General features: G+C 50.7%; 19 protein-coding genes. 14 read left to right on the plus strand and 5 right to left on the minus strand.

The window, feature by feature from the left end; genetic code table 11:
• Positions 1-93 precede the first annotated feature (93 nt).
• From nsrR to rplI, 7 genes are all read left to right on the plus strand, one after another.
• On the plus strand, positions 94-525 hold the full coding sequence (gene nsrR / locus ABT58_RS15905) for a nitric oxide-sensing transcriptional repressor NsrR (protein ID WP_047875428.1): 432 nt from the start codon (positions 94-96) through the stop codon (positions 523-525).
• Positions 526-646: 121 nt separating this feature from the next.
• Positions 647-3,217, plus strand: coding sequence for a ribonuclease R (gene rnr / locus ABT58_RS15910; RefSeq protein WP_047875429.1), 2,571 nt, complete (start codon positions 647-649; stop codon positions 3,215-3,217).
• 3 nt (positions 3,218-3,220) lie between these two features.
• Positions 3,221-3,955, plus strand: coding sequence for a 23S rRNA (guanosine(2251)-2'-O)-methyltransferase RlmB (gene rlmB / locus ABT58_RS15915; RefSeq protein ID WP_047875430.1), 735 nt, complete (start codon positions 3,221-3,223; stop codon positions 3,953-3,955).
• A 324-nt stretch (positions 3,956-4,279) separates the two neighbouring features.
• Complete coding sequence (rpsF, locus tag ABT58_RS15920; protein ID WP_047875431.1) at positions 4,280-4,669, plus strand: 30S ribosomal protein S6; 390 nt, start codon at positions 4,280-4,282, stop codon at positions 4,667-4,669.
• A 6-nt stretch (positions 4,670-4,675) separates the two neighbouring features.
• Complete coding sequence (gene priB / locus ABT58_RS15925; protein ID WP_047875432.1) at positions 4,676-4,978, plus strand: primosomal replication protein N; 303 nt, start codon at positions 4,676-4,678, stop codon at positions 4,976-4,978.
• A gap of 16 nt (positions 4,979-4,994) precedes the next feature.
• Complete coding sequence (gene rpsR, locus ABT58_RS15930; RefSeq protein WP_002539422.1) at positions 4,995-5,222, plus strand: 30S ribosomal protein S18; 228 nt, start codon at positions 4,995-4,997, stop codon at positions 5,220-5,222.
• Between the two features lie 37 nt (positions 5,223-5,259).
• On the plus strand, positions 5,260-5,712 hold the full coding sequence (gene rplI, locus ABT58_RS15935) for a 50S ribosomal protein L9 (RefSeq protein WP_047875433.1): 453 nt from the start codon (positions 5,260-5,262) through the stop codon (positions 5,710-5,712).
• A gap of 124 nt (positions 5,713-5,836) precedes the next feature.
• Here rplI and ABT58_RS15940 read toward each other — a convergent pair whose 3' ends face one another.
• Positions 5,837-6,589 carry a DUF481 domain-containing protein gene (locus tag ABT58_RS15940; RefSeq protein ID WP_053063114.1) on the minus strand — a complete coding sequence of 251 codons (753 nt, stop codon included), beginning with the start codon at positions 6,587-6,589 and terminating at the stop codon, positions 5,837-5,839.
• Positions 6,590-6,828: 239 nt separating this feature from the next.
• On the opposite strand from ABT58_RS15940, the gene ABT58_RS15945 reads away from it, so the two are divergent.
• Both ABT58_RS15945 and alr read left to right on the plus strand, forming a co-directional pair.
• Positions 6,829-8,226 carry a replicative DNA helicase gene (locus ABT58_RS15945; protein WP_047875434.1) on the plus strand — a complete coding sequence of 466 codons (1,398 nt, stop codon included), beginning with the start codon at positions 6,829-6,831 and terminating at the stop codon, positions 8,224-8,226.
• Between the two features lie 39 nt (positions 8,227-8,265).
• The gene (gene alr, locus ABT58_RS15950; protein WP_047875435.1) at positions 8,266-9,345 is read left to right on the plus strand and encodes an alanine racemase; all 1,080 of its coding nucleotides are present in this window, start codon (positions 8,266-8,268) and stop codon (positions 9,343-9,345) included.
• A 76-nt stretch (positions 9,346-9,421) separates the two neighbouring features.
• Here alr and ABT58_RS15955 read toward each other — a convergent pair whose 3' ends face one another.
• Complete coding sequence (locus tag ABT58_RS15955) at positions 9,422-9,847, minus strand: secondary thiamine-phosphate synthase enzyme YjbQ (protein WP_047875436.1); 426 nt, start codon at positions 9,845-9,847, stop codon at positions 9,422-9,424.
• Positions 9,848-10,140: 293 nt separating this feature from the next.
• Here ABT58_RS15955 and pgi point away from each other — a divergent pair, with 293 nt between their 5' ends.
• Positions 10,141-11,793 carry a glucose-6-phosphate isomerase gene (gene pgi / locus ABT58_RS15960; protein WP_047875437.1) on the plus strand — a complete coding sequence of 551 codons (1,653 nt, stop codon included), beginning with the start codon at positions 10,141-10,143 and terminating at the stop codon, positions 11,791-11,793.
• Between the two features lie 93 nt (positions 11,794-11,886).
• Here the strand turns inward: pgi and ABT58_RS15965 are convergent, their stop codons facing one another.
• The 3 genes from ABT58_RS15965 to zur all read right to left on the minus strand — a co-directional run bounded on the left by ABT58_RS15965 (position 11,887) and on the right by zur (position 13,313).
• The gene (locus ABT58_RS15965; RefSeq protein WP_047875438.1) at positions 11,887-12,096 is read right to left on the minus strand and encodes a cold-shock protein; all 210 of its coding nucleotides are present in this window, start codon (positions 12,094-12,096) and stop codon (positions 11,887-11,889) included.
• Between the two features lie 269 nt (positions 12,097-12,365).
• Complete coding sequence (locus ABT58_RS15970; protein ID WP_047875439.1) at positions 12,366-12,830, minus strand: chemotaxis protein CheX; 465 nt, start codon at positions 12,828-12,830, stop codon at positions 12,366-12,368.
• 39 nt (positions 12,831-12,869) lie between these two features.
• The gene (gene zur / locus ABT58_RS15975) at positions 12,870-13,313 is read right to left on the minus strand and encodes a zinc uptake transcriptional repressor Zur (protein WP_047875440.1); all 444 of its coding nucleotides are present in this window, start codon (positions 13,311-13,313) and stop codon (positions 12,870-12,872) included.
• 1,035 nt (positions 13,314-14,348) lie between these two features.
• On the opposite strand from zur, the gene dusA reads away from it, so the two are divergent.
• The 4 genes from dusA to ABT58_RS15995 all read left to right on the plus strand — a co-directional run bounded on the left by dusA (position 14,349) and on the right by ABT58_RS15995 (position 17,130).
• Positions 14,349-15,389 (plus strand): tRNA dihydrouridine(20/20a) synthase DusA, encoded by a 1,041-nt coding sequence (gene dusA, locus ABT58_RS15980; RefSeq protein WP_047875441.1) that lies wholly within the window; start codon positions 14,349-14,351, stop codon positions 15,387-15,389.
• Positions 15,390-15,653: 264 nt separating this feature from the next.
• Positions 15,654-15,869, plus strand: a complete 216-nt coding sequence (pspG, locus tag ABT58_RS15985; RefSeq protein ID WP_047875442.1) for an envelope stress response protein PspG — start codon at positions 15,654-15,656, stop codon at positions 15,867-15,869.
• Positions 15,870-15,976: 107 nt separating this feature from the next.
• Positions 15,977-16,276 carry a type II toxin-antitoxin system HicB family antitoxin gene (locus tag ABT58_RS15990; RefSeq protein WP_053063115.1) on the plus strand — a complete coding sequence of 100 codons (300 nt, stop codon included), beginning with the start codon at positions 15,977-15,979 and terminating at the stop codon, positions 16,274-16,276.
• Between the two features lie 212 nt (positions 16,277-16,488).
• On the plus strand, positions 16,489-17,130 hold the full coding sequence (locus tag ABT58_RS15995; RefSeq protein ID WP_047875443.1) for a TIGR04219 family outer membrane beta-barrel protein: 642 nt from the start codon (positions 16,489-16,491) through the stop codon (positions 17,128-17,130).
• The last annotated feature ends 96 nt before the right edge of the window (positions 17,131-17,226 follow it).

Here is a 17,226-nt window from a genome sequence, read left to right on the forward strand (position 1 = left end):
TAATTGTTGTATTTTTAATGCATGTTATAACTTGTATCGTATCTATATCTTTTAGTCAATATCCAGATTAAAATGCCACCAGGAGGAGTTATTGTGCAGCTGACAAGTTTTACCGATTACGGCCTGCGTGCCCTGATTTACCTCGCGACCCTGCCACAAGGGGAGCTGGCGAGCATCACCAAAGTGACCGAAGTGTACGGGGTGTCCCGTAACCATATGGTGAAGATCATCAACAAGCTTGGCCAACTGGGGTATGTCGAGACCGTACGTGGCAAAAATGGTGGGATCCGTTTAGGCAAACCTGCCGATCAGATAGTAATTGGAGACGTTGTCCGGGCGATAGAACCCCTGCAGATAGTGAATTGCAGTGAAGCGTTCTGCCACATTACCCCAGCCTGCCGCCTGAAAGGCATGTTGTTTTCCGCGCGCCAAGCGTTCTTGGCCGAATTGGATCAGCACACCCTCGCCAGCTTGATTGACGATAATCTGCCTTTGCGTGCGTTGCTGGATCAGCCGATTGATTAATCGCAGCACCCATCAATAACTTCTCTACCTAAGGGGAGCCGAGAATTTCGACCTGGCTCCCGTCTGTTCACCCATGGCCTAGATATACTACAGTTATAACTTCGCCAACTTGGATCAAATTATGTCAAAAGGTACTACCGATTTACCGGTCGACCCTTTTCGCGATCGCGAAGCTTCAAACTACGAAAACCCGATCCCTAGCCGAGAAATGCTGCTAGAAGTGATCCGTGGGTTTTCCACCCCAATCAGCCGCGATCAGCTTTTTGCCGAGCTTAAGCTCGAAGGTGATGACCAGTACGAAGGCTTACGCCGTCGTCTGCGTGCAATGGAACGCGATGGCCAACTGATTTTTACTCGTCGCCAATGTTACGCCCTGCCAGAACGTCTGGATCTGATTAAAGGCCATGTGATTGGTCACCGTGATGGTTTTGGCTTCCTGCGTCCTGAAGGCACCAATGCCAAAGAAGACGATTTACTGCTTCCACATCACCAGATGCGTGGTGTGATCCATGGCGATTACATTCTGGCGCAAGTAGCCGGAACGGATAAGCGCGGTCGCCGAGAAGGCCGTGTCGTACGTGTATTGAAACACTACGAAGGCCAAATTGTCGGTCGCTTCTTTATTGAAGACGGCATGGGCTACGTGGTGCCGGATGATTCCCGCATCGCACAGGATATCGTGATCCCGAATGAGCATCGTATGGGTGCCCGTATGGGTAACGTCGTGGTGGTGGAAATCAACCAGCGTGCCACCCGTCAGTACAACGCCATGGGTAAAGTGGTGGAAGTGCTGGGCGAGAGCATGGCGCCGGGCATGGAAATTGAAATTGCCCTGCGTACCCACGACATTCCGCATGAATGGCCATCGGAAGTCGAGAAACAAATTCAAGGCTTGGGCGAAGAAGTGCCTGAGTCTGCCAAGCAAGGCCGCGTGGATCTGCGCAACCTGCCACTGGTGACCATTGATGGCGAAGATGCCCGTGACTTTGATGACGCCGTGTACTGTGAGCGTAAAAAGTCGGGTGGCTGGCGCTTGTGGGTAGCGATTGCCGATGTAAGTTACTACGTGCGTCCGGGTACCGCGTTGGATAACGAAGCGGTGAAGCGCGGTAACTCCGTGTACTTCCCGTCACAAGTGATCCCGATGCTGCCGGAAGTGCTGTCAAACGGCTTATGTTCACTGAACCCGCAGGTGGATCGCCTGTGTATGGTGTGTGAGATGACCATTTCAGATGCCGGTAAGCTGTCGGGTTACAAGCATTACGAAGCGGTGATGAATTCCCACGCGCGTCTGACGTACACCAAAGTCAGCAAAATGCTGGACGGTGACGAAGAGTTACGTGAGCGTTATGCGCCATTAGTGCCGCACCTGGAAGAGTTGTACAGCATGTACAAAGTCCTGAAAGGCGCGCGTGAAGAACGTGGTGCGATTGAATTTGAAACGGTGGAAACCCAGTTCATTTTCAATGCCGACCGTAAGATTGACCGCATTGTGCCGGCAGAGCGTAACGATGCGCACAAGATCATCGAAGAATGTATGATTTTGGCCAACATCGCCTCTGCCCGCTTTGTGGAAAAAGCCAAAGAGCCAGCGTTGTACCGCATCCATGATGTACCGGGCGAAGAGCGCTTGATGGCGTTCCGTGACTTTTTGGGTGAGTTGAGCCTGCAGTTGTCGGGTGGCTTGGAGCCATCACCAAAAGACTACGCAGCGCTGGCGCACATGATCCAGAACCGTCCGGACAAAGAGCTGATCCAAACCATGCTGCTGCGCTCGATGAAGCAAGCGGTGTATCAGGCTGATAATATCGGCCACTTTGGTTTGGCGCTGAGCCAGTACGCGCACTTTACCTCACCGATCCGTCGTTACCCGGATCTGACCTTGCACCGTGCGCTGAAGTACCTGATTGCCAAGCAAGCGGGTGAGAACACCGAGCGTTGGACACCAACCGGTGGCTACCATTACTCGTTTGACGAGATGGACACGCTGGGCGAGCAGTGCTCGATGACGGAGCGCCGTGCCGATGACGCAACCCGTGATGTGGCCGACTGGCTGAAGTGTGAGTACATGCAGGATCACGTCGGTGATGAGTTTGATGGCGTGATTGCGAACGTGACCGGCTTTGGTTTCTTCGTGCGTCTGAACGAGCTGAACATCGACGGTCTGGTGCATATCTCTAACCTGGCGAACGACTACTACCAGTACGATCCGATCGGCCAGCGTCTGATTGGTGATAACTCCGGTCAGGTGTACCGCTTGGGCGATACGGTGAAAGTGAAGGTGGCCTCAATTAACCTGAACGATCGCCAGATTGACTTTGATATTGTGGGCAGCACCCGCAAACCTCGCGGTGCCGGTAAAACGGCGAAAAACCGTGAGAAGCGCGGTGAGCAGAGCCGTACGCCAAAACAGCGTATGCGCAAAGCGGAAGGCATGCAGCGTCAGAGCCTGAAAGTGTACCGCGTCGAAGAGGGCGAAGCGCAGCAAGAGCAGCGTGCTAAGTCGAAAAAAGAACGCACGTCAGTACGCCAGAAGCTAAAAGCCGGCGCGATCCCGAAATTGGAAGGCGATAAAGCCCCAGCGGGCCGCAAGCATGATGCGGATGCTGACAAACCTAAGCACAAGAAAAAGACCAAAGCGCGCAAGAAGCAGCGTGCAGGTAAAAAAGAACGAGCAGCAAAGAAGAAATAAACCATGAGTAATGACATGATTTTCGGCATTCATGCCGTGAACGCAGTACTGGCGTCAGACCCATCTCGCTTCATTGAAGTGTTTGTACTGAAAGACCGTCAGGATGAGCGTCTGCTGCCAGTGATCAACGAACTGCAAATGTTGGGGATCACCATGCAACAAGCAGGCCGCAAAGCGTTGGATGACAAAGTGAAAGGCGCGTCACATCAAGGCATCGTGGCACGTGTACGTCCGGGTAAGCAGTACAATGAAAACGACCTGGATGACTTGTTGGCGGGCAAAGAAAACCCACTGCTGTTGGTGTTAGATGGCGTGACCGATCCCCACAACCTGGGGGCTTGTCTGCGTAATGCGGATGCTGCCGGTGCGGTGGCGGTGATTGTGCCGAAAGACCGTTCAGCCCAACTGAATGCGACCGCGAGCAAGGTCGCGTGTGGCGCGGCAGAAATCATGCCGTTGGTACGCGTAACCAACCTGGCGCGTACATTGCGTGCGTTGCAAGACAAAGGCGTCTGGGTTGTCGGTACGGCGGGTGAAGCCACCCATGATATCTACCAGAGCAAGCTGACCGGTCCGCTAGCGATTGTGATGGGCGCAGAAGGGGAAGGCATGCGTCGCCTGACCCGTGAAACCTGTGATGATCTGATCAAAATCCCAATGGCAGGTTCGGTATCCAGCCTGAACGTGTCGGTGGCAACAGGTATCTGCCTGTTTGAAGCAGTGCGTCAGCGTCAGTAATTGACGTTGCCCATTGTCTGAATAACAACCGGTGTTGCGCGTGGCGTGACACCGGTTTTTTTATGCCTGCGCGCCGGGGTGTCAGTCGCGACAAAAATCAGGCAAGCCCTGTGCCCTCTGGGATGTGGACGTCTATCTGTCTGAATAGCCAAGGCGATTGTGTTGGCAAGATATCTTCATCTCGGGCTGAAAATTCGCTTGCTTAAATTGTCCATTCTCTATACTATTCTGCCTCCAAATTCTCGGTTATTTTTCTTTAGTTCCTTGCTTCTCCTGGATGACCGAGCCAAATAGAGAAGCTGAATAATCCGTAAGGAGCAACCCATGCGTCATTACGAAATCGTATTCATGGTGCACCCAGATCAGAGCGAGCAAGTTGCTGGCATGATCGAGCGCTACACTGGTGCAATCAAAGATTCTGGTGGTCAGATTCACCGTCTAGAAGATTGGGGCCGTCGTCAAATGGCTTACCCAATCAACAAACTGCACAAAGCACACTACGTTCTAATGAACGTTGAAGCTGAGCAGTCTGTAATTGACGAGCTAGAGTCTAACTTCCGCTTCAACGATGCTGTGATCCGTAACATGATCATGCGCACTAAAGGCGCTATCACTGAGCCATCTCCAATGATGAAGGCTAAAGAAGAGCGTATTTCTAAGCGTGAAGAGCGTACAGAAACTGCACAGTCTGAAGACGAAGCAGCAGCTGAGTAATAACGAGTGACCAATCGTCTGGAGTTGTCTGGCGTTATCGCCAAAGACCCCAAACGAAGCCGCTCGTTGGCAGGAATTCCTCATTGTCACTTTGTGCTTGAGCACCGTTCTTACCAGCAAGAAGCTAATCTGCCACGGCAAGTGTATTGCTACATCAACGTGGTAGTTAGCGGGCAAGGTCAACAAGTTCTCACTCAAGATTTAGCTGTTGGCAGCCACATTAAGGTAGGAGGCTTTGTTTCTTACCAAACCGGTCGTAATGGCTTAGGTAAATTAGTGTTGCATGCCGACCACATTGAAAAAATTTAGTTCAGGAGATAAGCCCATGGCACGTTTCTTCCGTCGTCGTAAATTCTGCCGTTTCACTGCAGAAGGCGTTCAAGAGATTGACTACAAAGACGTAGCAACTCTAAAAAACTACATCACTGAAGCTGGTAAAATCGTACCTAGCCGTATCACTGGTACTCGCGCTAAATACCAGCGTCAGCTAGCTCGCGCTATCAAGCGTTCTCGTTACCTAGCACTTCTACCGTACACTGACAAGCATCAGTAATCGGTAGCGGTTTAATTAAGTTTAAGAGGACAAGATAATGCAAGTTATTCTACTTGATAAAATCGGTAACCTAGGTGGCCTAGGTGATCAGGTTAACGTTAAAGCTGGCTACGCACGTAACTTCCTAATCCCTCAGGGCAAGGCAGTTATGGCTACTAAAGCGAACGTTGAAATGTTCGAAGTTCGTCGTGCAGAACTAGAAGCTAAAGTTGCTGAGCAACTAGCTGCTTGTGAAGCTCGCGCTGAGAAACTAAACGCGCTTGAAGCTGTAGTTATCGCTTCTAAAGCGGGTGACGAAGGTAAACTATTCGGTTCTATCGGTACTCGCGACATCGCTGATGCAATCACTGCAGCTGGCGTTGAAGTAGCGAAGAGCGAAGTTCGTCTTCCAGAAGGCGCACTACGTACGACTGGCGAATTCGAGATCAGCATCCAGCTGCACTCTGACGTATTCGCAACAATCACTCTAAACGTTGTAGCTGAAGCTTAATCGTTTTTAGTGACAAAAAAACCAGCCTTCGGGCTGGTTTTTTTTTGCCTGCTATTTCGTGGCTGGGCTTGTGTGTGGCGCAAGCCGCAGGCCTGCTAGCAACAGCATGAGCATCGCAACGGCATTAGATTTTGAACAGCAGGTTGACAGTCATCGCGGAATCGCGCTTTTTCAGCCCGTCCGGTACCCAGCTGTTGAGCTTTTGGGTGTTACTCAGTTTGATGGCAACATGTTCATTGATAGCGGTGGTGAGGTTCACCTCGGTTTCCATCGTGCTGTTACTGTTGCCGGCAATACCTGTCATGCGCACATTGAGCTCGACGTCTTTGGAGGGTTTCCAGGTCATCTTGGCGCTGCCACGCAAAATCAGCTCATCGACCCTATCGCGTACAATGATGTCATCATCGTCGATTTCATCCAGATTGGGCTCTTGGTGGCGGTAACCGGGGCCGGCTTCCACTTCCATCTGGAAGGTTTCTCGGCGCACCAGCTGGTAACCGAGACCGGTCGCCAGGGTAAAATCAATGAAGTACGGCCCATAGCGGTCATCCACGTACGTGGCGTTACCCAGCACATAGGTGCGCTCATTGATTTTTTTATCGCTCTGCAGCTCTAGCTGCCCTTTACGCTTGTCTTCTTCCCCGTCTTTTTCTGCAAGCAGGTAGCGCGCTTCCGCCGTCTGACGATACTGATTTTTGACGTAAGTGATCCCGACACGGGTATTGAGCGTTTGAGAATCTGAATTACCGCCTAACGACTGGTAGCCCAGTTCAATCTCGCTGCTCCACGGTGGGGGGATAGGCGTAGGTCGGTCGTCATCCGTGGCATAGGCACAGGTGGTGGTCAGCAGTAACAATGCCAGCAGGGGTCTTGCCAAACGGCCTCCTCAGAGTGGGGTAACAGACGAGCGTGAATATTCACAGGACGCTGCAGTTTACCTCATTTATGTCAGCTTTTGGTTAACAATTGCAGTACGGTGACGGAAGTCTGCGTCAGTCGGCGTAATATAAGAATTGCCGAGGGGGAAATTCCGGTTCGGTGTGATGGCACTATATTGATAGGGTGACTCTTAGTATATAATGCCCGGCTCAGTTTCCGGCAAACACATCAATTCCTATGGCAGAAAAAAGCAAACCGAATTACCAAAAAGACACCAAAGTGGATGCGATGAAAATGGCGCCGCATTCTCTGGAAGCGGAGCAATCCGTCCTTGGTGGCCTTATCCTGGATAACGAAAAGTGGGATGTGGTCGCGGAGAAGGTGGTGGCCAAAGATTTCTACAGCCGTCCTCACCGTATCATTTTTGAAGGCACCGCAGCCCTGCTTGAAGGTGGTCAGCCACTTGATTTGATCACGCTGTCTGAGCACCTTGAGCGCTCCGACAAACTGGAAGATGTGGGCGGTTTTGCTTATCTGGCAGAGCTGGCCAAGAACACCCCGTCAGCGGCGAACATTTTGGCGTATGCCGAGATCGTACGTGAGCGCGCCTTGATTCGAGAAATGATCAGCGTCGCAAACGAAATTGCCGATGCCGGTTATGATCCGCAAGGCCGTGACAGTGAAGAGCTGTTGGACATGGCGGAAAGTAAGGTGTTTGCCATTGCCGAGCAGCGTACGTCGGAAAATGAAGGCCCGCAAAGCGTCGATACCATTTTGGAAAAGACCCTTGAGCGTATCGAGATCCTGTACCAAAGCCCACAAGACGGGGTGACCGGGGTCTCGACCGGCTTTACCGATCTGAACAAGAAAACCGCCGGTTTGCAGGGCTCTGACTTGATCATCGTGGCGGCACGTCCGTCGATGGGTAAAACCACCTTTGCGATGAACTTGTGTGAAAACGCTGCCATGGAGCAAGAGAAGCCGGTGCTGATCTTCTCGCTGGAAATGCCCGCAGAACAAATCATGATGCGTATGCTGGCGTCCTTGTCGCGCGTTGATCAGACCAAAATCCGTACCGGTCAGTTGGATGACGAAGACTGGGCACGCATTTCGTCGACGATGGGTATTCTGATGGAAAAGAAGAATATGTACATCGACGACAGCTCTGGTCTGACGCCAACCGAAGTGCGTTCCCGCGCACGCCGTATTGCCCGTGATAACGGCGGTCTGAGCATGATCATGATCGACTACCTTCAGCTGATGCGTGTACCGGGTTATCAGGATAACCGTACTCTGGAAATCGCCGAGATCTCCCGCTCGTTGAAAGCACTGGCGAAAGAGCTGAATGTGCCGGTGGTGGCGCTGTCGCAGCTTAACCGATCGTTGGAGCAACGTGCTGATAAACGTCCGGTAAACTCCGACTTGCGTGAATCCGGTGCGATCGAGCAGGATGCCGACTTGATCATGTTCATCTACCGTGATGAGGTGTATCACGAAGACAGTGCCCTCAAAGGCATCGCCGAAATCATTATCGGTAAGCAGCGTAACGGTCCTATCGGTACCGTGCGCTTAACGTTCCAAGGCCAGTTCTCGCGGTTCGACAATTATGCCGGCCCGGCCTTTGATGAAGAATAACAAACAGATATTTGCGGCACAGCAACAGTAGGATTTTTGATGAAGGCGGCAACAGCGTATATCAACACACAGGCACTGACTCATAACATTGGCCAGATCCGTGCACAGGCGCCCACGAGCAAGGTGTTGGCGGTCGTGAAGGCCAACGGGTACGGCCATGGTTTGGCTCACGTTGCCCGCAGCCTGCCGGATGTGGATGGTTTTGGTGTTGCCCGCATCGAAGAAGCCCTGACGTTACGTGCAGACGGCATCGTTAAACCGATCCTGCTGCTGGAAGGCTTCTATGCGGCCAAAGATCTGCCTGTGCTGGTCACGAACAATATTCACACCGTGGTGCACTCTATCGAGCAGCTGGAAGCGTTAGAGCAGGCGGCGCTGGATAGCCAGGTGGTAGTGTGGGTGAAAATCGATACCGGCATGCACCGTTTGGGCGTGCGTCCGGAGCAGTTTGAGGAATTTGTTTCTCGTCTGCATGCTTGCCCTAACGTGGCTAAACCACTGCGTTACATGAGCCACTTTGGGTGTGCGGATGAGCTGGGCAGCAATGTGACCACCGATCAAATTGATACTTTCCTGCACCTGACGGAAGGCTGCCGTGGCGAGCGCTCTTTAGCGGCCTCGGCGGGGGTACTGGCGTGGCCGGATAGTCATCTGGAATGGATCCGCCCGGGGATCATCATGTACGGTGTCTCGCCGTTTGTGGAAGTGGATCGCTCGGCTGATGCGTTTGCATTGAAACCGGTGATGACCTTGGCATCGAGCCTGATCGCGGTGCGTGAAGTGAAAAAAGGCGAAACCGTGGGTTACGGCGGGATCTGGACCAGTGAACGTGACACCAAAGTGGGTGTGATTGCCATTGGTTACGGTGACGGTTACCCGCGTACGGCGCCTAATGGCACTCCTGTGCTGGTGAACGGCCGTATCGTGCCGATGGCAGGCCGAGTGTCGATGGACATGCTGACGGTTGATTTAGGCCCGGATTCGACCGACAAAGTGGGCGATGAAGCCATTTTGTGGGGCGAAGGCTTGCCGGCAGAAATCGTGGCCGAGCACATTGGCACCATTGCGTACGAATTGGTGACCAAGCTGACTTCGCGCGTGAACATGAGCTACCTGTAAGCGCCTCGCGAACCACATCGCTGAACTTCAAACATGCCGCCTTGGGTTATCCCTGAGGCGGCATTTTTTATGGCCGTTATTCGGCCTCACCCTGCAAGGTGATCACCAGCGTACGAGCGCCCCCCTGATCACGGTGCTCGCCCAGATAAATGCCCTGCCACGTTCCGAGCGCAAAACGCCCTTGTGTAATCGGCAGGGTCACACTGCTGCCCAGCAGGGAAGCCTTGATGTGGGCCGGCATATCGTCATCGCCTTCATAGGTATGGCGGTAAAAGGGCGCCCGCTCTGGCACGCTGTGGTTGAAATGGGCTTCCATATCATCGCGCACGGTGGGATCGGCGTTTTCATTGAGTGTCAGACTGGCGGAAGTGTGCTGGATGAAGATATGGGCCAAGCCGCAGCGAAATTGGCGCAGTTGGGGCAGATGTTGTTCAATTTCATCGGTGATGAGATGGAAACCCCGGCGACGGGGACGCAGTTGAATGGTCTTCTGGAGCCACATCTTACTCATTCCTCTTTCGTTATCTGTTAATAAGTGTGATATTGGTCGAACATGTTGCGCACCCTCGCACCTATCATTTACTCTGTCATTTCGTGACCTGACGCAATGCAGGTAGGCAAGGCTTCGCGTCATAATTATTCATAAGTTGTAAAATTACAAACATAGTGAGGACCACGTCGGTTGCGCTACACTTGGGGCAACACGTCTAACACTATGCACTTAGATCGGGGATCCATAGCTTGGATGATTCTGACTAGGCTAATGGATTAACAATTAAAAATCAGGAACTTCACATGTTGAAAAATATCAATCCAACTCATACTGAGGCGTGGAAAGCGCTGACTGCTCACTTTGAAGATGCAAAAGATATGCAGCTAAGCGCGTTGTTTGCCAAGGACAGCGAGCGTTTCAACACTTTCTCAGCGAACTTTGGTGACGATATCCTTCTGGATTACTCAAAGAACCTTATCACTGAAGAGACCATGGCGAAGCTGTTTGCACTGGCTGAGCAAACTGAAGTGAAAGCGGCAATTGCAGATCTGTTCAGCGGCGAGAAGATCAACAAGACAGAAGATCGTGCGGTACTGCACGCGGCACTGCGTAACCGCAGCAACACGCCAATCATCGTTGATGGTGAAGACGTGATGCCTGGTGTGAACGCGGTACTGGAAAAGATGCGTGCGTTTACGTCTCGTATTGTTGACGGTGAGTGGAAAGGTTACACCGGTCAGGCAATCACTGACGTGGTAAACATCGGTATCGGCGGCTCTGATCTGGGTCCATACATGGTGACAGAAGCGTTGATGCCTTACAAAACGCGTCTGAACATGCACTTCGTGTCTAACGTTGACGGTACGCACATCGCAGAAACACTGAAGTCTCTGAACCCTGAAACCACGCTATTCCTTATCGCGTCTAAAACCTTCACCACACAAGAAACCATGACCAACGCCCTAACGGCGCGTGACTGGTTCCTGGCGACGGCTGGCGATCAAGCGCACGTGGCGAAACACTTCGCTGCGCTATCGACTAACGGTAAAGCGGTGTCTGAGTTCGGTATTGATACCGACAACATGTTTGAGTTCTGGGACTGGGTTGGCGGTCGTTACTCACTGTGCTCTGCGATCGGTCTGTCTATCAGCCTGTCTATCGGTTTTGATAACTTCGTGGCGCTGCTTGAAGGTGCACACGCGATGGATCAGCACTTTGCACAAGCACCGCTTGAGCAGAACCTGCCTGTTATCCTGGCGTTGATCGGTATTTGGTACAACAACTTCCACGGCGCGGAATCTGAAGCGATCCTGCCTTACGATCAGTATCTGCACCGTTTCGCGGCGTACTTCCAGCAAGGTAACATGGAATCAAACGGTAAGTGCGTTGACCGTGGCGGCAACCCAATTGATTACCAGACTGGCCCAATCATCTGGGGTGAACCAGGTACGAACGGTCAGCACGCGTTCTACCAGTTGATCCACCAGGGTACGAAATTGATCCCATGTGACTTCATCGCACCTGCGATCAGCCACAACCCACTGGGCGATCACCATCCTAAACTGATGGCGAACTTCTTTGCACAAACGGAAGCCTTGGCCTTCGGTAAGACCAAAGAGCAAGTGGAAGCGGAATTCCTAGCCGCAGGCAAGACACTGGAAGAAGTGGCGGAATTGGTACCATTTAAAGTGTTTAACGGTAACCGTCCAACCAACTCAATCCTTGTGAAGCAAGTGACACCGGCGGTACTGGGCTCACTGATTGCCCTGTACGAGCACAAGATCTTCACCCAAGGTGTGATTTGGAACATCTACAGCTTCGATCAGTGGGGTGTAGAGCTAGGTAAACAACTGGCGAACAATATCCTGCCAGAGCTTGCGGACAACACTGCAGTATCAAGCCACGACAGCTCAACCAACGGTTTGATCAACGCGTTCAAACAGTGGCGCAGCTAAGGGTAAGCGGGTAGCGAGTTTACACTCGGTACTCCGTAGAAAATAAAAACGCCGCATTCAATGCGGCGTTTTTGTTATCGGTGACAGAGGATCTTAAGACAGTGCAACCACTTCACTTGCTTGTGGACCTTTCTGACCATCAGTGACGATAAACTCGACGCTTTGACCTTCCTGCAGCGTGCGGCGGCCTTGTGCTTGAATCGCACTAAAGTGAACGAAGACATCCTTGCCGTCAGCACCAGAAATGAAGCCAAAGCCTTTTTCATCGTTGAACCATTTAACGGTTCCAGTCAGTTTGTTCATGTTTCGATCTTTCCTTTGAATGTGGGTTGTTCCTGCTTGCTTTGACGTACAAGCGACGTAATAAGCAAGTGATGCGGCAGACGGCATCGCGTCATACGCTTATTGATGCCTATCTAGCATACTGAGTCTAGATCGATTAGATGACAGTTGGTAGTTTTTTGTCTAAGAATTGTGCCAAGTTCACAGAAAAATCAAAGTGATAAAATTGACGATAAGCCAGTGTGCCGTTGTGCTGCACATTGCGCAGAGAACGGCACAGGCTATACGGCTTAGCTATCGAAGCAGATTTCGATAAAGGCTTGGCCGTGTTCAGACACGAACGGCATGATAATGATGGTGCCGTCGCATTTGTGGGTAATGGTGTGGCCGCGTCCGGAGACTACTGCCGGTGTCGCCATATCAAAATCATGGCCTTGGTCAGCCAGCATACGCTTTGCGCCACCGGTCACCATGTTGGTGATTTCACCGACCATGTCCGTGACTTCTTCATTGATCCCGTTCGGGCGCTCGCCCAGCATGCGTTGCATGATTTCAAGCGCCAGAGACTCATCAAAAGTGATCGACATCGAGCCTTTGGTTGTGGGACCGATCATGCCAATCAAGCCAGAGACATCGCCACGGGCGACATGATCGCGTTTTAGACGTGGCTTTTGTGGAGCCAGATCCATGGATGCCATCGTTTTAAGGACATTTAACAATGACGCCAAGAAAGGGTTTACAAATTCTGCGCGCATAATCTGATCACGATAGTTCTTGTTTTACGAGAAAAACACTCAGTTATCTTTACATTGCTGGCATACGCCATGGCTTTCTACCACATGGTGCGTGATAGCAAATCCGTTTTGCTCGGCGCGGTGTCGAAGCAACTTCGCCAACTCATCATCATGACATTCTTCCACGGCACCGCATTGATCGCAGATCAACAGTTGTGAGCAGTGGTCAGCATGATCCAGAAGACAACAGGCAATATAGCTATTGGTGGACTCCACCTTATGAATAAAGCCTTGGGCGAGAAGGAAATCGAGAGCACGGTAAACGGTAGGCGGTTTCGCTTGGGGTTCACTTTCTCGCAATAGATCCAAAAGCTCATAAGCACTGATCGAATGACGTTGTTCAATGATCAGCGATAATGTCTTAAGTCTTTGAGGTGTAAGCCTTACTCCCCGTTGCTCACAGAGCTGCTGGGCGGTTTCCAACAACTGCCTCTTGTTTGCCATATGACCTCAAAATACAAGCGAATGAGTGCCGTATTCTAACATATTCATCGATAAACGTATCTCCGTTATCAAGATTCGTTTGTCTTCAGGAAAAGAAAGCGTGCCAGAGATCACGGGCTGCTCGACGAAAAAGTGTACACAGGGGTATGAAATACCCGAAATGAGCATATATCGGTACAGCTTATTTTGCTCAAAGCATCTTTTATCTGTACGGCATTTTTTTCTGTCGAGTGCAATGTTCGTAACTCATTGATTTTTAATGGCGGGATGGGGTGTGCAGCTTTTTAGGTATTATATTCCAAAAGCTCAAAAGCCTGCACAATTTACCTTTCTGTTTTTAATTTTATTTAAAATCAATGACTTATGTTTTGCTGATGTAAAGGTCATAAAGTTTGCCATATGACTTTTAATATTAATTATGTGTGTACAGCTTTTACGTTATATTTCATCTAAAAGATTTTTATGCTTAGTTTTTTGTACTTGTTGTTACGGTAAGTGATTGATTTATCTTTGTGAAAATAGTCTGTACAGGTTTTTGGGTTGTTGGTGTCCAAAAGCTATTTTTGCTGTACGGTTTGATTTGCTATTTATTTAAATTTTTGATTTAAATCTATTTTTTTTGCGTTGGTCATTTGGCTTGTTATGTGCTTTTTGATTTCAAGGGCAAGCCGTTTTTGCACGGTGAAATGAAGTGAAAAGCACACCATAGGCCAAATACTCGATGTGCCACTGAATGTGTAAATAATGATGACGGGGCGTGGGTTCGTGTGCGCCTGTGCAAACGGGGGAAACGCGCGTGGAAGGTGATGTTAGTTGGGCTTGTGGGTGGAATAGGGTAGAATCCGCTCTCTTTGTTACCGCCTACCCAGAGCGCAGCCTGTCGGCCACCTTGGGAAGGTGCGTGTAACAATGAGTACGAGCCGAATACTTAAGTAGCAAAGCTAACACTCAAGCTGCGCACCAAGGCCGTACTCCATACAGTCACACCCAGTACGTAAGTAAATAGGTTAAGCGGGTCAATAACGAGGTTTTCCGATGACAGATAACGCTGTTGTATTGAATGAACACACAACGAACGAGCAGGCTCAGGCAGAAACACACCCAGCGTGCCGTTTCTCTATCGCCCCAATGCTCGACTGGACGGATCGCCATTGTCGTTATTTTCACCGTCTGCTGAGTGGTCACACGCAGTTGTACACAGAAATGGTGACAACCGGTGCGATTATTCACGGTAAAGGCGATTACCTGGCTTATAACGAAGAAGAACACCCATTGGTGTTGCAGCTAGGCGGTTCAAACCCGGCGGAATTGGCGCACTGTGCCAAGCTGGCGCAAGAGCGTGGCTATGATGAAGTGAATATCAACGTGGGTTGTCCGTCAGATCGCGTACAGAACGGCCGTTTTGGTGCGTGCCTGATGGGTGAAGCCGAGTTGGTGGCACAAGGTGTGGCCGCGATGCGTGAAGTCGTGGACATTCCGGTTTCTGTGAAAACCCGCATCGGTATTGATGATCAAGATTCGTATGAATTTTTGACTGACTTTATTGGTATTGTGAGCGAGAAAGGTGGCTGTAAGGACTTTACCATTCACGCCCGTAAAGCCTGGTTGAGTGGCCTGAGCCCGAAAGAAAACCGCGAGATCCCACCGCTGGATTACCCACGCGTGTACCAATTGAAGCGTGATTTCCCGCATTTGACCATGGCGATCAACGGTGGTGTGAAGACGATGGAAGAGATCGAAGCACACCTTCAGCACATGGATGGCGTAATGGTAGGCCGTGAAGCGTACCAGAACCCTTACTTGCTGGCTGAAATTGACCAGCGCCTGTTTGGTAGCAGCGATCCGGTGAAAAAACGCCGCGAAATCGTGGAAGCCATGTACCCGTACATTGAGCGTCAGTTGGCTGAAGGTACATACCTAAACCACGTTACGCGTCATATGCTGGGCTTGTTCCAGAACATGCCGGGTGCGCGTCAGTGGCGTCGTCACATCAGTGAAAATGCCCACAAGCCTGGCTCGGGGATTGAAGTGCTTGAGCAAGCGCTCGCGAAAATTCCTGCGCATTTGGATGTTTAACGCCCCTATCGCGTAAGCAGGCATGAAAGAGAAACGATGGTCACGGCCATCGTTTTTTTATGCCTGTACTTTTGTCTCGGGCTGGCGGTTGGCATATTTCACCATAAGGTTGGTGAAATACACCAACTGACCTTATGCGATGATACCGAACCTTGAGCGTGATCCTTGTCTAACTGATTGAAAATAAATAATCGCAACACAAATTGTCAGGTTGGTCTGATTTGTGCTTTGTTATGATCAGGATAAGAAAAAAGGAGAAATAAAATGGTCGAATTACTGTTTTTGTTAGCGTTTGCCGGTGTCCTGTTTTTCACCGGGATCAGCATTGTGGGTATGGCGTTGGCGGTGGCTGTCGGTTTTGTGGTGATGGCGGTCGCCGGCATGATCGGTATGGTCTTTAAACTGCTGCCATGGCTGATTTTGATTGCCGTGGTAGTGTGGATTTACCGTGACCGTAAAGGTGAGCGGCCACGTTACTAAACGATGATTTGTGTTGTCGCGGTGGCTTCTTTCTTTGCATCACAGTAAAACGTCAGTCGGGTGACGGGAATGGGTTCTCGTCACGACCGTAACGTGATGGAATGAATATGTTTTTTAGTATTGGTATTGAGTCACCCAAAAGTGATAACGACGCGTATGGTATTGCTGTCCCGGCGTTGTGTGTAGGGCATTATGGGTGTTTCAGTGCCGCTGATAGTCTTGCTGATGTGACACGCTGCGCGCAAGATGCGATCCGCAGCATACTCATGTGCATGGTTGACGATCGGTTCGATATTCGAGGTCTTGTTGATGCGGGAACCTTGGTTTATCAAACACACGAAGATTACGCGCATTGTGATACTTGGTTAATGGTCGAGGTTGATTTATCGGGCTATCTGGCGGGATAAAAAGGATGCACGCAGCAGCACTGGCGTTGGATGTATGTTGAGCTCGTTGTGTATCGCTGAACCGCGTGATCTCGCTTCACGATAGGGCGCTGTGAGCACGCAACATGTTGATAGAAGTATCTAATACCTAATGGAAATGCGGCTTTCTTGAACAGCATCTGGTATAGTCTGCGCCGTTTATACATATACTAAGAAAAGAGCGGAGACTCGAAATGAAAAAATTAGCGCTTTCTGCGGTAGCTGCCGCTGTTGCGTTATCAGCGGCGCTTCCAGCGCAAGCTGCTGTTCTTCTAGGGGTTAAAGCCGGTGCTGACGCATGGTTTAACGACGCAAAAGTTAACGATAGCCGTGCGTTTAGCGACAGCAACACGTCAGGCTCTTACTACGTTGCACTAGAGCACTTCATTCCCCTGATCCCAAATGCGCGCATCCGTTACACTGACGTGGACAACGGCAATGTGTCATTCGGTCAGACTGACTTCACAGCTTACTACGAAATTCTGGATAACGACGCGATCGCACTGGATCTCGGTGTGTCTCTGAGCCAGTTCAGCTCGGGTGAATTCAACGGTCAGTCGTTTGATGAGTGGCTACCAAGCCTGTACGGTAACGTAGAGCTGGGTATCCCAATGACGCCACTGTCTGTGTTTGGTGATCTGAACGTAGGTAGCTACGACGGTTCAAGCACGGTAGACGGCATGGCGGGTGTGAAGTGGAGCGTACCGCTTATCGCTTTGGATCTGAACATGCGCGCGGGCTACCGTGTGATGGATTACGATTTCGACTTCGTACGTAACAGTGCAGGTCAGTTCTACGCGGACGGTTGGTTCGCAGGTGTAGAACTGGATTTCTAAGCGCAATCGCGCGACAGAGACCGTTATTGATTAAGAAAAGCCACGCATGATCGTGGCTTTTTTGTTGCCTGTTTTCTCGATTGTGTACCATTTTTA

Origin of the sequence: Photobacterium aphoticum (assembly GCF_001029435.1) — a bacterium.
GTDB classification, from domain to species: domain Bacteria; phylum Pseudomonadota; class Gammaproteobacteria; order Enterobacterales; family Vibrionaceae; genus Photobacterium; species Photobacterium aphoticum.